This is a genomic window from Burkholderia sp. Bp9099 (genome assembly GCF_003857805.1).
In the GTDB taxonomy this organism is placed as follows: Bacteria; Pseudomonadota; Gammaproteobacteria; order Burkholderiales; family Burkholderiaceae; genus Burkholderia.
The window spans coordinates 129,331-144,759 of record NZ_QTPU01000022.1; the positions used below are offsets into that span (position 1 = coordinate 129,331).

Annotated in this window: 17 protein-coding genes, 1 tRNA gene and 1 pseudogene; 11 read left to right on the forward strand and 8 right to left on the reverse strand. The window is 67.2% G+C overall.

What is annotated here, in order from left to right; all coding sequences use genetic code 11:
- Window positions 1–14: 14 nt before the first annotated feature.
- The gene (crcB, locus tag DIE17_RS25160; protein WP_044846234.1) at window positions 15–401 is read right to left on the reverse strand and encodes a fluoride efflux transporter CrcB; all 387 of its coding nucleotides are present in this window, start codon (window positions 399–401) and stop codon (window positions 15–17) included.
- 53 nt (window positions 402–454) lie between these two features.
- Here crcB and DIE17_RS25165 point away from each other — a divergent pair, with 53 nt between their 5' ends.
- Both DIE17_RS25165 and DIE17_RS25170 read left to right on the forward strand, forming a co-directional pair.
- Window positions 455–673, forward strand: a complete 219-nt coding sequence (locus DIE17_RS25165; protein ID WP_124521625.1) for a hypothetical protein — start codon at window positions 455–457, stop codon at window positions 671–673.
- A gap of 137 nt (window positions 674–810) precedes the next feature.
- Window positions 811–2,022 (forward strand): S53 family peptidase, encoded by a 1,212-nt coding sequence (locus DIE17_RS25170; RefSeq protein ID WP_124521623.1) that lies wholly within the window; start codon window positions 811–813, stop codon window positions 2,020–2,022.
- Window positions 2,023–2,150: 128 nt separating this feature from the next.
- Here the strand turns inward: DIE17_RS25170 and DIE17_RS25175 are convergent, their stop codons facing one another.
- Together DIE17_RS25175 and DIE17_RS25180 are read right to left on the reverse strand one after the other, a co-directional pair.
- Window positions 2,151–3,035 carry an SIR2 family NAD-dependent protein deacylase gene (locus tag DIE17_RS25175; RefSeq protein ID WP_124521621.1) on the reverse strand — a complete coding sequence of 295 codons (885 nt, stop codon included), beginning with the start codon at window positions 3,033–3,035 and terminating at the stop codon, window positions 2,151–2,153.
- Between the two features lie 79 nt (window positions 3,036–3,114).
- Complete coding sequence (locus tag DIE17_RS25180) at window positions 3,115–3,720, reverse strand: NUDIX domain-containing protein (RefSeq protein WP_124522144.1); 606 nt, start codon at window positions 3,718–3,720, stop codon at window positions 3,115–3,117.
- Between the two features lie 81 nt (window positions 3,721–3,801).
- Between DIE17_RS25180 and DIE17_RS25185 the strand changes: the two genes are divergently transcribed.
- From DIE17_RS25185 to DIE17_RS25195, 3 genes are all read left to right on the forward strand, one after another.
- Complete coding sequence (locus DIE17_RS25185) at window positions 3,802–4,557, forward strand: DeoR/GlpR family DNA-binding transcription regulator (RefSeq protein ID WP_044846306.1); 756 nt, start codon at window positions 3,802–3,804, stop codon at window positions 4,555–4,557.
- Between the two features lie 129 nt (window positions 4,558–4,686).
- Window positions 4,687–5,298 carry a chromate transporter gene (locus DIE17_RS25190; protein ID WP_124521619.1) on the forward strand — a complete coding sequence of 204 codons (612 nt, stop codon included), beginning with the start codon at window positions 4,687–4,689 and terminating at the stop codon, window positions 5,296–5,298.
- Complete coding sequence (locus tag DIE17_RS25195; RefSeq protein ID WP_124521610.1) at window positions 5,295–5,831, forward strand: chromate transporter; 537 nt, start codon at window positions 5,295–5,297, stop codon at window positions 5,829–5,831. Before DIE17_RS25190 ends, DIE17_RS25195 begins: the two co-directional genes overlap by 4 nt.
- An 83-nt stretch (window positions 5,832–5,914) precedes the next feature.
- Here DIE17_RS25195 and DIE17_RS25200 read toward each other — a convergent pair whose 3' ends face one another.
- Window positions 5,915–7,075, reverse strand: coding sequence for an enolase C-terminal domain-like protein (locus DIE17_RS25200; RefSeq protein ID WP_124551319.1), 1,161 nt, complete (start codon window positions 7,073–7,075; stop codon window positions 5,915–5,917).
- Between the two features lie 589 nt (window positions 7,076–7,664).
- Window positions 7,665–8,009: a cupin domain-containing protein gene (locus DIE17_RS25205; protein ID WP_124522149.1), complete on the reverse strand. Its 345-nt coding sequence runs from the start codon at window positions 8,007–8,009 to the stop codon at window positions 7,665–7,667.
- A 304-nt stretch (window positions 8,010–8,313) separates the two neighbouring features.
- On the opposite strand from DIE17_RS25205, the gene DIE17_RS25210 reads away from it, so the two are divergent.
- The 3 genes and pseudogenes from DIE17_RS25210 to trmB all read left to right on the forward strand — a co-directional run bounded on the left by DIE17_RS25210 (window position 8,314) and on the right by trmB (window position 10,703).
- Window positions 8,314–8,388 (forward strand) — tRNA-Gly (locus DIE17_RS25210).
- A gap of 226 nt (window positions 8,389–8,614) precedes the next feature.
- Window positions 8,615–9,331: pseudogene (locus DIE17_RS25215) on the forward strand (tyrosine-type recombinase/integrase); the annotation flags it as partial.
- 604 nt (window positions 9,332–9,935) lie between these two features.
- On the forward strand, window positions 9,936–10,703 hold the full coding sequence (gene trmB / locus DIE17_RS25220; RefSeq protein ID WP_059605632.1) for a tRNA (guanosine(46)-N7)-methyltransferase TrmB: 768 nt from the start codon (window positions 9,936–9,938) through the stop codon (window positions 10,701–10,703).
- Between the two features lie 124 nt (window positions 10,704–10,827).
- Here trmB and DIE17_RS25225 read toward each other — a convergent pair whose 3' ends face one another.
- The 3 genes from DIE17_RS25225 to DIE17_RS25235 form a co-directional block, all read right to left on the reverse strand.
- Entirely contained in the window at window positions 10,828–11,658 is an 831-nt protein-coding gene (locus DIE17_RS25225) for an undecaprenyl-diphosphate phosphatase (protein ID WP_044846253.1), read from the reverse strand.
- A 78-nt stretch (window positions 11,659–11,736) separates the two neighbouring features.
- Window positions 11,737–12,318, reverse strand: coding sequence for a DUF1439 domain-containing protein (locus DIE17_RS25230; RefSeq protein ID WP_044846254.1), 582 nt, complete (start codon window positions 12,316–12,318; stop codon window positions 11,737–11,739).
- A 141-nt stretch (window positions 12,319–12,459) separates the two neighbouring features.
- Window positions 12,460–12,771, reverse strand: a complete 312-nt coding sequence (locus DIE17_RS25235; RefSeq protein WP_044846310.1) for a YkgJ family cysteine cluster protein — start codon at window positions 12,769–12,771, stop codon at window positions 12,460–12,462.
- A gap of 170 nt (window positions 12,772–12,941) precedes the next feature.
- On the opposite strand from DIE17_RS25235, the gene hemN reads away from it, so the two are divergent.
- From hemN to DIE17_RS25250, 3 genes are all read left to right on the forward strand, one after another.
- The gene (gene hemN, locus DIE17_RS25240) at window positions 12,942–14,333 is read left to right on the forward strand and encodes an oxygen-independent coproporphyrinogen III oxidase (RefSeq protein ID WP_124551311.1); all 1,392 of its coding nucleotides are present in this window, start codon (window positions 12,942–12,944) and stop codon (window positions 14,331–14,333) included.
- A 72-nt stretch (window positions 14,334–14,405) separates the two neighbouring features.
- On the forward strand, window positions 14,406–14,663 hold the full coding sequence (locus DIE17_RS25245) for a hypothetical protein (RefSeq protein WP_044846256.1): 258 nt from the start codon (window positions 14,406–14,408) through the stop codon (window positions 14,661–14,663).
- Between the two features lie 104 nt (window positions 14,664–14,767).
- Window positions 14,768–15,424: a protein-L-isoaspartate O-methyltransferase gene (locus DIE17_RS25250; protein WP_124487749.1), complete on the forward strand. Its 657-nt coding sequence runs from the start codon at window positions 14,768–14,770 to the stop codon at window positions 15,422–15,424.
- Window positions 15,425–15,429: the final 5 nt, after the last annotated feature.

Below are 15,429 nucleotides of genomic sequence, written 5' to 3' on the forward strand. Positions count from 1 at the left end.
CGGTGCCGGCGCGCTCAGGCCGCCGCGAACCACGCGCGCGCGGTCCACATGCCGAGCGCCGTCAGCGTGAACGATCCAGTCAAGTGTAGGGCAGCCACCGCGAACGCCCATCCGAATTCGCCCTGCACCGCGTGCGTCATCACTTCGACCGAATAGGTCGAGAACGTCGTGAGGCCGCCGAGGAAGCCGGTGATCACGAACAGCCGCCACTCGGGCGGCAGCCCGACGCGGGTGGTAAAAACGACGGCGGCAACGCCGATCACGTAGCCGCCGATCAGGTTCGCGGCGAGCGTGCCGAGCGGCACGGCGGGAAAGAACGCGTTGAGCGCAAGGCTCAGAAACCAGCGCAGCAATGCGCCGAGCCCGGCGCCGACGAAGATCGCGACCATCGAATAGAACAAGGGAGCTCCTCGCTGACGAGCCCGCATCGCGGATGCGGCCTACGCCGAACTGTATGCGCAATCGCGCCGCGACGGCAATGCCGGAGGACCGGCGGACGGGGCCCGCATCGCGTCGCACCGGCATCACGCATTTCATTGTTCCGGCATCCGTGCCGCAATCGATTTTTTCCAATCGATTACGCCGGACATTACAAATCAAACCGGCGTCGATTATTTATCAGATTTTTAATACCGGAAAGATCAGCTTCGTCGGGCGGCACGCCAGCGCTTGAACGCCGCATTCCATTGGTATTTCACGTATTTACCCTCATCAGATATTCCCGTATTCGTTCGATATCCGATGCAATTTACGCAGCCGATTTCGTAGAATTGTTTCGCCCGCTACTCCATCGACATGGAGATTCGAAGAATGAACAATATCCGCCTGTCTTCCATGTTGATACCGGCGCTGTGCGCGTCGCTGCTCGCGTCGAGCGTCGCGCTCGCCGCGGACAACGGGCCGCCGCCCTACGTCGAGGGCGCCCGTGCACCCAAGGGATTCGCCCGTCCGCCGTTCCATACGAAACCGCGCGCAAGCACGGCCACGGTGGCCGGCCTCACGCCGGCGCTCACCCGGCACGCGTACGGATTCGACACGATCGCCAACCAGGGCGACGGGATGGTCGTTGCGATCGTCGACGCATACGACGACCCGCGGATCGAGTCCGATCTCGGCGTGTTCAGCAACGCGTTCTCGTTGCCGGCCTGCACCACGGCGAACGGCTGCTTCACCAAGGTATATGCACGCGGCGCGCGGCCCAGGGCCGATTCGGGCTGGGCGCTCGAGATATCGCTCGACGTCGAATGGGTGCATGCGATCGCACCGAAGGCGAGAATCGTGCTCGTCGAGGCCGCGTCGGCCAGCTTCAACGACCTGATGGCCGCGGTCGACGTCGCGGTCAAGCGCGGCGCGTCGGTCGTGTCGATGAGCTTCGGCGGCAACGAGTTCAACAGCGAAACCGGCTTCGACAGCCACTTCAACGTATCGGGTGTCACGTTCGTCGCGTCGTCCGGCGACAGCGGCACCGGCACCGAGTACCCGGCGGCGTCGCCGTACGTGGTGGCGGTGGGCGGCACGACGTTGTCCACCGACGTATCCGGCGCCTACGTCGGCGAGGCCGCGTGGAGCGGCAGCGGCGGCGGCGTGAGTTCCGTCGAGGGCGAACCGGCCGGCCAGACCGCCTGGCCGGTGCCGGTCGCCGGCAAGCGCGGCGTGCCCGACGTCAGCTACGACGCGAACCCGTCCAGCGGTTTCGCGGTGTACGACTCGGTCACCTACCAGGGGCAGGCGGGCTGGTTCCAGGTCGGCGGCACCAGCGCAGGCGCGCCGCAATGGTCGGCACTCGTCGCGATCGCGAATTCGCTGCGCGCGGCGGCCGGCAAAAGCCCGTTGAGCGGTACCTACAACACGCTCTATACGGTCGGGAAAAACGCCTACGGCAGCGACTATCACGACGTCACGACCGGGTCCAACGGCAGCTGCGGCAGCATCTGCAACGCCGCGGGCGGCTACGACTACGTGACCGGCCTCGGTTCGCCGCAAGCACCGGCACTCGTGCAGGCGCTCGTCGGCCAGCCGTAACGGGTGAACGCAGGCCGTGCCGGGGTGCGGCGTTCAATCGCCGTGCCGTGCGACAAGCCCCGGCACTCGTGCAGGCGCTCGTCGGCCAACCGCAACGGGCGAACGCAGCCCGTACCGGGGTGCGGCGTTCAACCCCCGTGCCACGCGCGGTCGAGCGCGGCGAGCGTCGCGAGCGCGCCGCCCTTCAGCCCGATCACGTCCGCGCGGCGCGCATGGGCTTCGCGTGCGTTGATGCGGATCACGTCGGCGCCGAGCCGTTCGCTCAGCAGCCGCACGGTCGGAATCGCGGTGCCCGCGCCGATCTCGACGACGCTCACCCGTCCTGCCTGCGCGATCCAGTCGTGCAGCGCCCGCTCCTGCGCGTCGTAGCGTTCGCCGAGCCAGCCGTGGTCGCCGAACATCAGGATGTTCGGCCGCGCGAGGCCGCCGCACCGCGGGCAGCGCGGCAACTCGCCGACCAGCCGACACGCGGCTGCGTCGACGTCGGGCGTGAACGGCGCGGCGTCCCACGTGTCGTCCGAGCAGGGTCGCAGGCATTGCATCGAATGAATCGAACCGTGAATCTCGACGACACGCGCCGGATCGAAGCCGGCCTTCTGGAACTGGCCGTCGACATTGCTCGTCAGCACGAAGCCGCCGTTCGGCATCGCGTCCATCCAGCGCCGCAGGATCGCGAAGCCCGCGTGCGGCACCGTCCGACGGTAGAGTTCGAGACGGTGCCCGTAGAAGCCCCACGCAAGCTGCGGATGCGCGCGGAACGCCTGCGGCGACGCGATCTCGTGGAATTCGAAACGCTCGTGGCGCAGCGCCGGATACGCGCGCCAGAAGCCGTCCGTGCCGCGGAAATCGGGCAGCCCCGAATCGACGCCGATGCCGGCGCCGGCCGTCACGAGCAGCGCATCGGCCCGCGCGAGCGCCTCGACGGCGGACGCGACCAGATGCGCCGGCAGTGGCGCGGCAGCGGCATTGGAATCGGCGGAACCGATGGAGTCGGGCGAATCGGAAATCGGCATGATGGCGCAGCGGTAGCGTCGAACGGTGTACGAATGGCGTCGCGCGATCATACGCCCGTTCGAGTGCCGCGCCGCGGCCTCATCCCGTCGTTGCGCGCCCGCCCGCGGGTTCACGCAGCGCGACGTACTGCAGCAGCATGATCGTCTTCGCGTCGACGATCTCGCCGCGCTCGACGGCATCCAGCGCCGTGTGCAGCGGCATCTCGACGACCTCGAGATCCTCGCCCTCCTCCGCGATCCCGCCGCCGTCGCCCGTGCGCAGCGACGCATCGTATTCGCCGACGAAGAAATGCAGCTTCTCCGTCACCGAGCCCGGGCTCATGAACGCCTCGAACACCTTGCGCACGCCGCGCACGCGATAGCCGGTTTCCTCTTCGGCCTCGGCACGGATGCGTGCGTCGGGCGTCGCGTCGTCGAGCAGGCCCGCGGCGGCTTCGAGCAGCATCCCGTCGTGTCCGTTGACGAACGCCGGCATCCGGAACTGCCGCGTGAGCAGCACGTCGCCCGTCGCCGCGTTGCGCAGCAGGATGGTCGCGCCGTTGCCGCGATCGTAGGTTTCGCGGCTGAGGCGCTGCCACGTGCCGTCGCGGCGCAGGAAATCGAACGTGACCTTCTTCAGCACATACCAGTCATCGGACAGCACCGTCGTATCGACGATGCGGACGCGGTCCCGCGTTGCGGCCATGGCGGCCTCCCATTCGACAAGTGATGGCACTCATGGTAACGTGCATATTCGTGCAATTTCAAGAAATTTCGTGCAAACACGATGCTGACGACCCAACGCAAGAAAGCGATCCTCGACGCGCTCGCCCGCGACGGCCAGGTGCTGGCTGTCGAACTGAGCGCGCAATTCGGCGTGTCCGAGGACACCGTGCGCCGCGACCTGCGCGAGCTGGCGGCCGAAGGCCTGCTGCAACGCGTGCACGGCGGCGCGCTGCCGGCGTCGCCGGCCGTCGCGCCGTTCGCGCAGCGCGAGACGCTCGACACGGCGGAAAAGCGGCGTATCGCACGCCGCGCCGCGCAGATGATCGCGCCCGGACAGGTCGTGATCGTCGACGGCGGCACGACCTCGGCCTTGCTCGTCAGCCAGTTGCCGCCCGACCTGCGCGCGACGATCGTCACGCACAGCCCGAGCGTCGCCGTCGCGCTGGCCGCGCATCCGTCGATCGACGTGATCCTGATCGGCGGACGGTTGTACAAGCATTCGATCGTCGCGGTGGGCGCCGCGGCGATGGAAGGCATCGCGCGCATCCACGCCGACCTGTATTTCATGGGCGTCACGGGCGTTCATCCGGTCGCGGGGCTCAGCACCGGCGACTTCGAGGAAGCGGCGATCAAGCGCGCGCTGGCCGCGCGAGCCGGCGAGACGATCGTGCTGGCGTCGCAATCCAAGTTGCGTGCGGCGTCGCAGTTCGTGATCGGCGAGCTCGCGCTCGCACAGGCCATCGTGGTCGAACGGGAAACCGATGCGGCGCTGACCGAGCCGATCGAGGCCGCGGGCGTGACGGTCGTGCGGGCCTAGCCGCGCGCCGGTTTCGGCGGGCGCGCCGACGTCGTTGCGCAAGCATCCTCGCCGGCCCGATGTCAGCGTGCTGACAGGCACCGCTTGCTACCATGGGCGACTGCCCACCCGCCGCGCCTTGTCCGTCCGATGTCTTCGCCCGCCACCCCGATCGCACCCGCGCCGCCCGACGGCGCTGCCCCGCCCCCCGGCGTCCTCGCGCTGTTCATCGCGTTCGCGCAAATCGGCCTCACCAGCTTCGGCGGCGGGCTGAGCGGGCGCATGATGCGCGACTTCGTGCACGAGCGGCGCTGGCTCGACGAAGAGGCGTTCCTCAACGGCCTCGCGCTGTCGCAGGCGCTGCCGGGCGTCAACGTGAAGAACCTCTCAATCTGGATCGGCTACCGGCTGGCCGGATGGCGCGGCGCGGTGGCCGGCTTCACCGGCATCATCGCACCGCCGGCCGTGCTGATCGTGCTGTTCGGCGTCGCGTTCTCGACGCTCACGCGTTTTCCGCTCACGCATGTCGCACTCGCGGGCGCGGCCGCCGCGGCGATCGGGCTGTCGATCTCGATGGCGATCACCGCGGTGCGCCGGCTGCCGCGCCGCGCGCTGCCGTTCGCGGTGACGACGCTCACGTTCGTGTCGGTGGCGGTGCTGCACTGGCCGCTCGTCTGGACCGTGCTGATCGGCGGCACGCTGAGCGTCGCGCTCGAATACCGCCGTGCGGGCGCCGCCACCGGCGGGAGCGCCGAACGATGACTGCCCCGTCACGCTACGCCGCCCTGTTCGGCGTATTCGCGCCGCTGTCGATCGCGACGATCGGCGGCGGACAGGCGATCATCGCCGACATCCAGCGGCAGGTCGTCGACGTGCATCACTGGATGACGGCCACGCAGTTCGTGAACGACTTCGCGATCGCGCGGATGGCACCCGGCCCCGGCTCGCTGCTCGCGACGCTGATCGGCTGGCAGGTGGCGGGCTTCTGGGGCGCGGTGATCGCGACGCTCGCGCTGTTCGGGCCGACCGCGTTCCTGATCTACGGCGTCGCGCATCTGTGGCGGCGGCACCAGGGCGCACGCTGGCAGATCGCACTCGAAGCCGGCCTGCGCCCGGTCGCGGCCGGCATGATCCTCGCGTCGGTCTGGGTGCTGCTGCGCGCGCTCGACGGCGGCTGGGCCGCGCGGGCGATCGCGGTCGGGTCGACCGTGTGCGTGATGGGCACGCGCATTCATGCGTTGCTGCTGATCGTCGTCGGCGCGTTGCTGCTGGTCGGCGTGCACGCGATCGGCTGACGGCGGCATCCGCGCCAAGCCGGCCCGCCAAAGCATGCACGGCCCGCTTCGCGATCGACGCGCGCTGACACCGGCGGCGCCGGTCAGCGGCCCGCGACCGAGCGAAACGCGCGACAGGCATCGGCATGCAGCTCGAAACCGATGCCCGGCGCCTGCGGCACGGGCGTGTAGCCGGCGTCGACCGTTGCGCCGTCCGCCAGCCCGCTGAACGGATGGAACGCGAACGGGCTGACTTCCGCGCCGCCAAGCCCGAGCGCCGACACGACGTGCAGCGAGAACAGATGACCGCCATGCGGCCAGAACGCATCGCGCCGCCAGCCGTTCGACACGAAATGGTCGACGATCTGCAGGTAGCCCGGCAGGCCATAGCAATGCACCGGATCGAACACGAGGACGTCGCGGTCCGGGCGCAGGCCGCCGTAGCGCTCGAGCAGCTTCGCTTCCGCGAGCGAGAACAACGCCTCGCCGGCCGCGACCGGCGGCGTGTATTGCGCAGTCAGGTCCGCGTGAAGCGGCAGGTCGAGCGGGTCGCACAGATCCTCGAACCACCAGAGTTCGAACGGGGCCAGCCGCGCGGCGGCAGCGGGGCCGCTCGTCGCGTCGTACGCGTTCATCGCGTCGACCGCGAGATGCGAGCTGTCGGCAAGGCAGGCCGCGGCGGTTTCGACGCGGCGTGTGTCCTGGTCGATATCCGGGCCGCCGATCTTGATCTTCGCGTGCGTGTAGCCGAGATCGGCGATGCGGCGCATCTCGTCCGACAGGTGCGGGAGATCGTCGTGCGGATAGCGGTAGCCGCCGCCCGCGTAGACGCGCACGCGGGGCGCCGCGTGGCGCGCGAGCCGGTCGGCGACGAAGCGATGGAGCGGCAGGCCCGCGATCTTCGCGGCGGCATCCCAGATCGCCATGTCGAGCACGCCGACCGCGACACAGCGTTCGCCGTGCCCGCCGGGCTTCTCGCCCGCCATCATCGCGCGCCATGCGCGAAACGGATCGAGGTTCGTGCCGGCGTCGTCGGCGATGGCGTGCGCGGCGGCCAGCAGACGCGGCGCGAACCGTTCGCGAATCAGCCCGCCCTGCGCATGGCGGCCGACCGACGCGTAGCCATAGCCCGTGACCGGCCGGCCATCGCGCACGACATCGGTGACGATCGCGACGACGCTCGTCGTCAGGCCGCCCGACGGAATCGCCGGATCGGCATAGCGGGAAACCGGGATCGCCTGCTCGCGGATGTCGGTGATGCGCATGGTCGGGGTTCCGGGAAAACGTTCGGCGTTCGCGGGCCATGCACGCGCGGCAGCCGGCGTGACGGGCGGATCGCTGCATCATAGGCGCTTGCGCGATGCCCTGCATGCTCGCGATCGTCGCGATGCCGTGAAGTCATGCGACTTGAGCGACAGCGTCCGAATCGTGCCGTACTGCATCGGTGCGCGCATGCGTGCTCCGTCATGCGCGAGGCGCGTGACACGTGCACTTGCGCGTCGGCCATGCGCGGCCTCGGCAACGTGCGCCGAGATCCAATGGCGCCCCCGCGATTTACGCTTGTACCGCGGCACCGCCGCGCCGATCGGCATCGCATGCGAAACATGTCGCTGCCGGTGAACAGGCGGGTGAACAGCGCGTCACCCGGCGCGATCCGCGCGATAGTGGAACCGGCCGGGCGTGCGACCACGCTCGGGAGCTGTTTCCGACCCGGAACGCGTTTTATTTTGTTGGGCCGGGGTTCGCTGCTGGCGATCCCCGGCTGAATCCGCTGTTCGTCGGTATCGGCTGAAGGTGCGGCTCAACGCGTCGGTGCGACCGGCGCGTTGGCGCAGCCCGAACCGATCCACACGCTCAGGCGAAGACGAAGTACTTGCGCACCGTCTCCACCACTTCCCACGTTCCTTTCATGCCGGGTTCGATCACGAACACGTCGCCGGCCCTCAGGTGCACAGGCTCCTCGCCTTCCGGCGTGATGATGCAGTAGCCGTCGAGGAAGTGGCAGTACTCCCATTTCTCGTAGTTCACCTCGAACTTGCCCGGCGTGCAGATCCAGGTGCCCATGATCTTGCTGCCGTCCTTGGAGACGTAGGCGTTGAGGTTCACGGTGTGCGGATCGCCGCCGATGCGCTTCCACTTGGTCGCGTCGACGACCGGGGTCGGGCAGGTTTTGCGCAGAACGGTGATGAAATCGGACATGTCAGCTCCAGACTAACGATCGGGTAAGAGGTCTGTCACGTTAGTTCGAAAGCTGCACCGCAGCTTGTATGCGTCCGACACCGACTCGTCCATTTTCGACACGGGCCCGCATGCAGGCGCGCCGCCAGCGCATTTTCCGGACGGCCTTGCGTTGACGGACCGCTGCAGACCGATCCTTGACGCTCGTTACCGGCGATCGATCGCACCGCCACCGGGCCACGCCGGTTTCAAGGCCGGCGGCCAAAACGCCTCAAAACGCCTCGCTTGCAACATCCGCGCCAAACCCTGTAGAATTACCCGTTCTGCGGGCGTCGTATAATGGCCATTACCTCAGCTTCCCAAGCTGATGACGTGGGTTCGATTCCCATCGCCCGCTCCACGCTTAGTTTCCACTGCGCTCCAGTGACTTCTGTAGTCGGTTGAATTCAAAGGGTTTTTCGGCCTTTTGAGTTCCACCAAGAGTCATACTGAGCCACCAAAAGCCACCCAAAACAAGTAGGTTTTTAAGTAGTTTTTTGCGGTGGCGAGCAGTTCCGCATTGTTTGTGGGAGCGTGAGCGACGATAGAACAGCATCACCCTGAACTTCGATTCAGGAGTCGATGACATGTCTCTTATAGATTTCGCGGTCCGTCACGCCAAAGCGACGGGCAAAAAGTACACCCTCCGGGACTCGCTCGGTCTCTTCCTCCAGGTTACAGCCACAGGCGGTCGCGCCTGGCATTTCCGCTACTACTGGGCAGGCAAGCAACGGCCGATCTCATTCGGGACCTATCCGGAGGTGTCGCTGCAGGAAGCACGGACGATGCGCGATGAGGCGCGTTCGCAGCTCGCCAAGGGCATCAATCCGCACATCGAGCGCAAGAAGAAGCAACGGAGCGCGCGCCTGGCCAGCGACAACACCTTCGCGGCTGTCTTCGAGCAATGGCTGGCTCACCGGTCGATTGTCCTGCCTGACGGCCGGCAGAGCACACTTTCGCAAATCCGCCGCGGCTTCGACAACGACGTTCTGCCCCTGCTGCGCTCGTTGTCTATCTACGATGTGACACGCGGCCATCTGCTCGAAGTCATCCAGCGAATCGAAGCGCGCAAGTCCTATTCCGTGGCCGAAAAGGTGCGGACCTGGTTCGCCCAGATGTTCCGTTTCGCCCTCGTCGTCGTCCCCGACTTGGAGAAAAATCCTGCCACCGATCTGGACGTTGTCGCCGTACCCTTGCCCCCGGTGGAACACAATCCGTTCCTTCGTATGGGTCAGTTGCCGGCTTTCCTCCAAACGCTGCGCAAGGGGCCGATTCGGCAGCAAACCACATTGGCGATTCGCCTGAGCGTCTCGCTGCCCATGGCGAAGCTGATGCTGCCGTTGGTCTTGGCGCACGTACAGCCTTCCTTCAGCCGATTGGGGTCCTGTGTGGCCGGGTGTTGCCTGCTCTGCGCCTCGTGCATGTTTTCAGAGCCCGTGCGTCCACCCTGGCTGGTGGTGTGGGGCTTGACGCCCGCGCAGCGCACCTTGGATGCGCAGGCGCGGCAGGCCATCAGCCGCGAGCTGAGGCATGAGCGCACGCAGATTACGGCGGTGTATCTGAAGCGATAGAAAAACGGAACTGCCGAATAGCTCCGTCGACACGGATAGCTGCGAAGGAGCATCCGATGGAACGTGCTGACCAATGAGTCTTGAAAGATGGCCTGAACAAGTAGATAATTAAGTACTTTCCTCCATCTCGAATTGAGGAAAGCGTTTATTTATCAACAAGTTGCGGGGTTTTTGCTGTTACCATCGCCCGCTCCACCTTCGGCTGCTCGGCAGCCTGCGCAAGAGCCGCCTCGTCGAAGGCGGCTTTTTTGTACCATCTGCCTGTCCATCCGGCAGCACCGCTGCGCGTAGCGGGCGTAACGGGCCCGCGCCCGAACCAAGCCTTTCTCTGTCACCGATGATGCACGACGATCCGAACGAAGCCGGCCTGCCGCCGGACGACGCCGCCCTTCCCGACGAAGCCGCCGACGGCGCCGACGAAGTCAATCCGCTGCACCGACGCCGCATCCGCAGCTTCGTGACGCGCGCCGGCCGCGTGTCGACCGGCCAGCGTCGCGCGCTCGACGATCTGGGCCCGCGCTTCGTCGTGCCGTACGCCGCTGAAATCCCCGACTGGGACGCCGTGTTCGGCCGCCGCGCGCCGCGCATCCTGGAAATCGGCTTCGGGATGGGCGCGTCGACCGCGGAAATCGCCGCGCATCGCCCGGGCGACGACTTCCTCGGCGTCGAGGTGCACGAGCCGGGCGTCGGCGCGCTGCTGAAGCTGATCGGCGAGCAGGACCTGCCGAACATCCGCATCATCCAGCACGACGCGGTCGAAGTGCTCGAGCACATGCTCGCGCCGGAAAGCCTCGACGGCGTGCACATCTTCTTCCCGGATCCGTGGCACAAGGCGCGTCACCACAAGCGCCGGCTGATCCAGCCGCCGCTCGTCGCGCACCTCGCATCGCGCCTGAAACCAGGTGCGTACCTGCATTGCGCGACCGACTGGCAGAACTACGCGGAACAGATGCTGGAAGTGCTCGGCGCCGAACCGACGCTCGAGAACACGGCCGCCGACTACGCGCCGCGCCCCGACTACCGCCCCGTCACGAAGTTCGAACGGCGCGGGCTGCGGCTCGGCCACGGCGTGTGGGACCTGGTGTTCCGCAAGCGCGCCGGCTGAACACGGCTCGCGGCGGCATGGCGCACGCTGCGCGCCGCGCCATGAAAAACGGCCCGACCGGCATCTTGCCGATCGGGCCGTTCTTCATCCATCTGTCGGGAGCACCTGCGCCCCCGCACCGGCATCACGCCCAGTTCAGCCACCCGCTGTAGCCCACCAGCAGCACGAACAGGCCGAACGCGATCCGGTACCACGCGAACACGGTGAAGTCGTGCGTCGCGACGAAGCGCAGCAGCCAGCGCACGCACACGAACGCGCTGACGAACGCGGCAACCAGCCCGAGCGCGAACAGGCCGAGCGAGTCGACCGTGAATGCCTGCCAGTCCTTGACGGTTTCATAGAGCGTCGCGCCGAAGATGATCGGAATCGCGAGGAAGAACGAGAATTCGGTCGCGACGCGCCGGTCGAGGCCGAACAGCATCCCGCCGATGATCGTCGAGCCGGAGCGCGACATGCCCGGCACCAGCGCGAAGCATTGCGCGAGGCCGACCTTCAGCGCATCGAGCGGCGTGAGCGCATCGACCGACTGCACGCGCGGCGGCTCGCTGCGTTCGCGCTGCCGCGCCTCGGCCCACAGGATGATCGCGCCGCCGACGACGAGCGCGAATGCGACCGGCACCGGCGAGAACAGCACGGCCTTGATCTTCTTCTCGAACAGCAGGCCGAGCGCGATCGCGGGAATGGTCGCGATCACGACGTTCAGCGTGAAGCGCTGCGCGTCGGGCCGGCTCGGCAGCCCGGACACGATGGACACGATCCGCTGCCGGTATTCCCAGCAGACCGCGAGAATCGCGCCGAACTGGATCACGACGTCGAAGGTCTTCGCGTGCGCATCGTTGAAATTCAGGAAACTGCCCGCGACGATCAGGTGGCCGGTGCTCGACACCGGGAGGAATTCCGTCAGCCCCTCGACGACGCCGAGGATCAATGCCTTGCAGATCAGGATCCAGTCCATCCGTGGCCCAACTCCGAAGTAGTCGAAAGAAAGGGCCGCGTCACCGCCGCGGCCCGCCCGGCCGCGCGCGGTGCGCCGTCACTTTTCGACGATCGCCACGCGTATGCCGTTTGTAAGAATCGTAATTGTACCGGGTTCGTAGTTCACGCCGGCAAATTGCAGTTGCTCGGGCTTGAACGTATAGATCGGATAGTTGGTCAGCACCTGCGTCGCGAGCAGGCCGGCGGCCGCGCCGACCTGTTGCGCGTACATCTGCGCGTTGCCGTCGAGCACGAGGCTGTCGACGGCCGGCGCCTTCAGCACGACCGAGCGGCTCGGCGCGTCGTAGGCCAGCTGGCCCGACACGGTGAACTTGCCGCTCACCGGTTCGCTCAGGAACGGACTCGCGAAATGCGCATCGAGCTGCACCGCGACGCGGTTCTGGTCGGGCAGCAGGTTGACGGCCGGATTCGCCAGCGACACGTCGACGACCTGCGCGACCGTCTTCTGGTACGGAAACTTGCGCGCGACGGCCTTCTGCACGTCGCCGCGCGAGAACGTGTAGTGATCGGGAATGAACGGAAACGTCGACGCGCAGGCGGCGAGCGATACCGACACGCCGATGGCGCCGGCGCAAGCGGCGAGGAAGCGGCGCCGGCCAGGCGTGCAAGATGCGGTCATGCTGAACAATCTCCTGTATCGGGCGAAGCGGCAGTCCGGTTATCGGCTCCGCCCCATGTGGCGCCGGGGACCCAAGTTAGTGCTTCGACGCGCGTCGCCGGTTCCATGCGCGTGCCGGCAAACGACAGCGCGGGCAGCGCGTCAGCGGGCCGCGCCGGGCGACGGCTGCGTCGCGATCTCGAGGCGCGTCAGCCACGCGAGCGCGTCGTCGCGCGACGCACCGCACATCTCGGCGGACGGCTGCAGCCCGGAACAGCACGCGGGCCGCTCGGGCCGGCCGAAGATCCGGCAGCGCAGGTCGTCGCCGAGCTGCACGCAGCGCACGCCGGCCGGCTTGCCGTCGGGCATTCCCGGAATCGGCGAGGAAATCGACGGCGCGATGCAGCATGCGCCGCACCCCTCGCGGCACGCATGCGGCGGCGGGACCTCGGCGGGCGCCGGACGGACAGGCATTTCGACGGACACTCGGCTCTCTCACGAACAACAAAAAACGGTGCGGCAACCGGACGCAGCGTGCGGCAGCCCACCGCGCATTGTGCCACCGCCGGCTGCGACGTTATTACACAATGCAGCCGGAACGCGCGTTCATATACTCCAAAGCATCCAAAAAGCGCGAGACCATCATGAGTTCCGGTTCTGCCGACACACTGTTCCGTCCCGATTTGCTCGCGAAGTACGGTGCGAACGGGCCGCGCTATACGTCCTACCCCACCGCGCTGCAGTTCCGCGACGAATTCGACCCGGCCGACTACGTGCGCGCCGCGGGCGATCCCGGCGCGTCGGCCAGCGACCTGTCGCTGTACTTTCACATCCCGTTCTGCAATACGGCCTGCTTCTATTGCGGCTGCAACAAGATCGCGACCAACAACCGCCGCCGCGCGCGCCCGTATCTCGAGCAACTGAAGCGCGAACTGGCGCTGCAGGCCGCGCTGTTCGATCCCGCGCGCCCGGTCACGCAGCTTCACTGGGGCGGCGGCACGCCGACCTTCCTGTCCGACGACGAAACGGCCGAGCTGATGGCGGCCACCCGCGAACATTTCGCGCTCGCGCCGGACGCCGACGCCGAGTTCTCGATCGAGATCGACCCGCGCACGGTCACGCCCGCGACGCTCGTCCACCTGCGCAACATCGGCTTCAACCGGCTGAGCCTCGGCGTGCAGGATTTCGATCCGGTCGTGCAGCAGGCGATCAACCGGGTCCAGCCGCTCGCGATGACGGCCGACCTGCTGTCGGCCGCGCGCACGACGGGCTTCCAATCGGTCAGCGTCGACCTGATCTACGGGCTGCCGCACCAGACGGTCGCCGTGTTCGCGCGCACGCTCGAGACGATCATCGAGCTCGCGCCGGACCGCCTGTCGGTATTCGGCTACGCGCACATGCCGCACCTGTTCAAGATGCAGCGGCAGATCGACGACGCGACGCTGCCGCCGCCCGCAACGCGCATCGCACTGCTCGGCCTCGCGATCGACATGCTGACGCAGGCCGGCTACGTGTACATCGGGATGGACCACTTCGCGCGGCCTTCCGACGAACTCGTGCGCGCGCAGCGCAACGGCACGCTGCAACGCAATTTCCAGGGCTACAGCACGCGCGCGGATACCGACCTGATCGGCTTCGGCGTGTCGTCGATCGGCAAGGTCGGCGACGTCTACGCACAGAACGCGAAGGACCTGCCGGCCTATGGCGCCGCGCTCGACGCGGGCCAGCTGCCGATCGCGCGCGGCGTGCGGCTCACGCCCGACGACCGGCTGCGCCGCGACGTGATCACGCAGCTGATGTGCAACCTCGAACTGCCGTTCTCGCATATCGAGGCGGCGCACGGGATCCGCTTCGCCGATCACTTCGCGCGCGAGCTCGACGCGCTGCGCGGGTTCGAGCAGGACGGCCTGCTGACCGTCGCCGGCGACCGCCTGACGATCCATGCGGCCGGCCGGATGGTCGTGCGCAACATCGCGATGGCGTTCGACGCGTACCTCGGCCAGACGCCGCATCAGCGCTACTCGCGCACCGTCTGACACCGCACGGCCGCATGCGGGCGGCCGGTTTGATAAAGTAAGGGGCTCCACGCCCCTGCAAGAACCCGCACGATGCGCACCACCAAAGCAACCCACGCGGTCGAACGCCTCAAGACCCGTTCCGGCAACCCGCAGTTCGCCGCCGTCGCGATGGCGGGCGGCCTGTTCTACCTGGTCGACCGCTCCGGCGGCACCGCCGAGAAACGCAGCGAGCCGCTGCCGCTCGACGAATTCGTCAGGTTCGTCGACGAATTCGGCCCCAAAAAGCCGCGCAAGGCGAGCAAGCTCGACCTCGCGTTCGAGGCGCAGATCAAGAAGAGCAAGGCGTAAAGGTCTGTTGCAGGCCGTCTGAAGGCTTCGCCGCCGCCCCGTTTGGTACAATCACGAAGTTTCTCTATCCCCGCTGATGGCCGACCTGGCTGCGTGACCACACCATGAATATCGAAAACGCGCGTTTCAACATGATCGAACAACAGATCCGGCCGTGGGACGTGCTGGATCTGGACGTCCTGGGCCTGCTGTCGATCGTCAAGCGTGAACACTACGTGTCGCCCGAACACCGCGATCTCGCGTTCGCCGACCTCGAGCTGCCGCTGCCCGGCGGCCGCAGCAAGATGCTGTTCCCGCGCGTCGAAGCGCGCGTGCTGCAGGAACTGGCGGTCAAGAAGCACGAGAACGTGCTCGTGATCGGCGCGGGTTCGGGCTACCTGGCCGCGCTGTTCGCGCATCGCGCGCAGCACGTGACGGCCGTCGAGATCGATCCGGCCATCGCGAAGTTCGCGGCCGACAACCTGCGCAACGACGGCGTGACGAACGCGGAAGTCGCACTCGGCGACGGTTCGCTCGGCTGGCCCGACAAGGCGCCGTACGACGTGATCTGCGTCGCGGGCGGCCTGCCGGTCGTGCCGCAGCAGATGCTCGAACAGCTGAAGATCGGCGGCCGCCTGTCGGCGTTCGTCGGCGGCCGTCCGGTGATGAAGGCGCAGGTCATCACGCGCATCGACGAGAAGCAGTACCGCGTCGCCGACGTATTCGAAACCTACGTCGACCACCTCGTCAACGCGATCGAACCGTCGCGTTTCAAGTTCTGAGCGGC

Bases quoted from the DNA above. Each gene is read 5' to 3' on its own strand.
- DIE17_RS25165 (WP_124521625.1), top strand. From the start codon at position 455: ATGCGCAATCGCGCCGCGACGGCAATGCCGGAGGACCGGCGGACGGGG.
- DIE17_RS25170 (WP_124521623.1), top strand. From the start codon at position 811: ATGAACAATATCCGCCTGTCTTCCATGTTGATACCGGCGCTGTGCGCG.
- DIE17_RS25175 (WP_124521621.1), bottom strand. From the start codon at position 3,035: ATGCCGATTTCCGATTCGCCCGACTCCATCGGTTCCGCCGATTCCAAT.
- DIE17_RS25180 (WP_124522144.1), bottom strand. From the start codon at position 3,720: ATGGCCGCAACGCGGGACCGCGTCCGCATCGTCGATACGACGGTGCTG.
- DIE17_RS25185 (WP_044846306.1), top strand. From the start codon at position 3,802: ATGCTGACGACCCAACGCAAGAAAGCGATCCTCGACGCGCTCGCCCGC.
- DIE17_RS25190 (WP_124521619.1), top strand. From the start codon at position 4,687: ATGTCTTCGCCCGCCACCCCGATCGCACCCGCGCCGCCCGACGGCGCT.
- DIE17_RS25195 (WP_124521610.1), top strand. From the start codon at position 5,295: ATGACTGCCCCGTCACGCTACGCCGCCCTGTTCGGCGTATTCGCGCCG.
- DIE17_RS25200 (WP_124551319.1), bottom strand. From the start codon at position 7,075: ATGCGCATCACCGACATCCGCGAGCAGGCGATCCCGGTTTCCCGCTAT.
- DIE17_RS25205 (WP_124522149.1), bottom strand. From the start codon at position 8,009: ATGTCCGATTTCATCACCGTTCTGCGCAAAACCTGCCCGACCCCGGTC.
- trmB (WP_059605632.1), top strand. From the start codon at position 9,936: ATGATGCACGACGATCCGAACGAAGCCGGCCTGCCGCCGGACGACGCC.
- DIE17_RS25225 (WP_044846253.1), bottom strand. From the start codon at position 11,658: ATGGACTGGATCCTGATCTGCAAGGCATTGATCCTCGGCGTCGTCGAG.
- DIE17_RS25230 (WP_044846254.1), bottom strand. From the start codon at position 12,318: ATGACCGCATCTTGCACGCCTGGCCGGCGCCGCTTCCTCGCCGCTTGC.
- DIE17_RS25235 (WP_044846310.1), bottom strand. From the start codon at position 12,771: ATGCCTGTCCGTCCGGCGCCCGCCGAGGTCCCGCCGCCGCATGCGTGC.
- hemN (WP_124551311.1), top strand. From the start codon at position 12,942: ATGAGTTCCGGTTCTGCCGACACACTGTTCCGTCCCGATTTGCTCGCG.
- DIE17_RS25245 (WP_044846256.1), top strand. From the start codon at position 14,406: ATGCGCACCACCAAAGCAACCCACGCGGTCGAACGCCTCAAGACCCGT.
- DIE17_RS25250 (WP_124487749.1), top strand. From the start codon at position 14,768: ATGAATATCGAAAACGCGCGTTTCAACATGATCGAACAACAGATCCGG.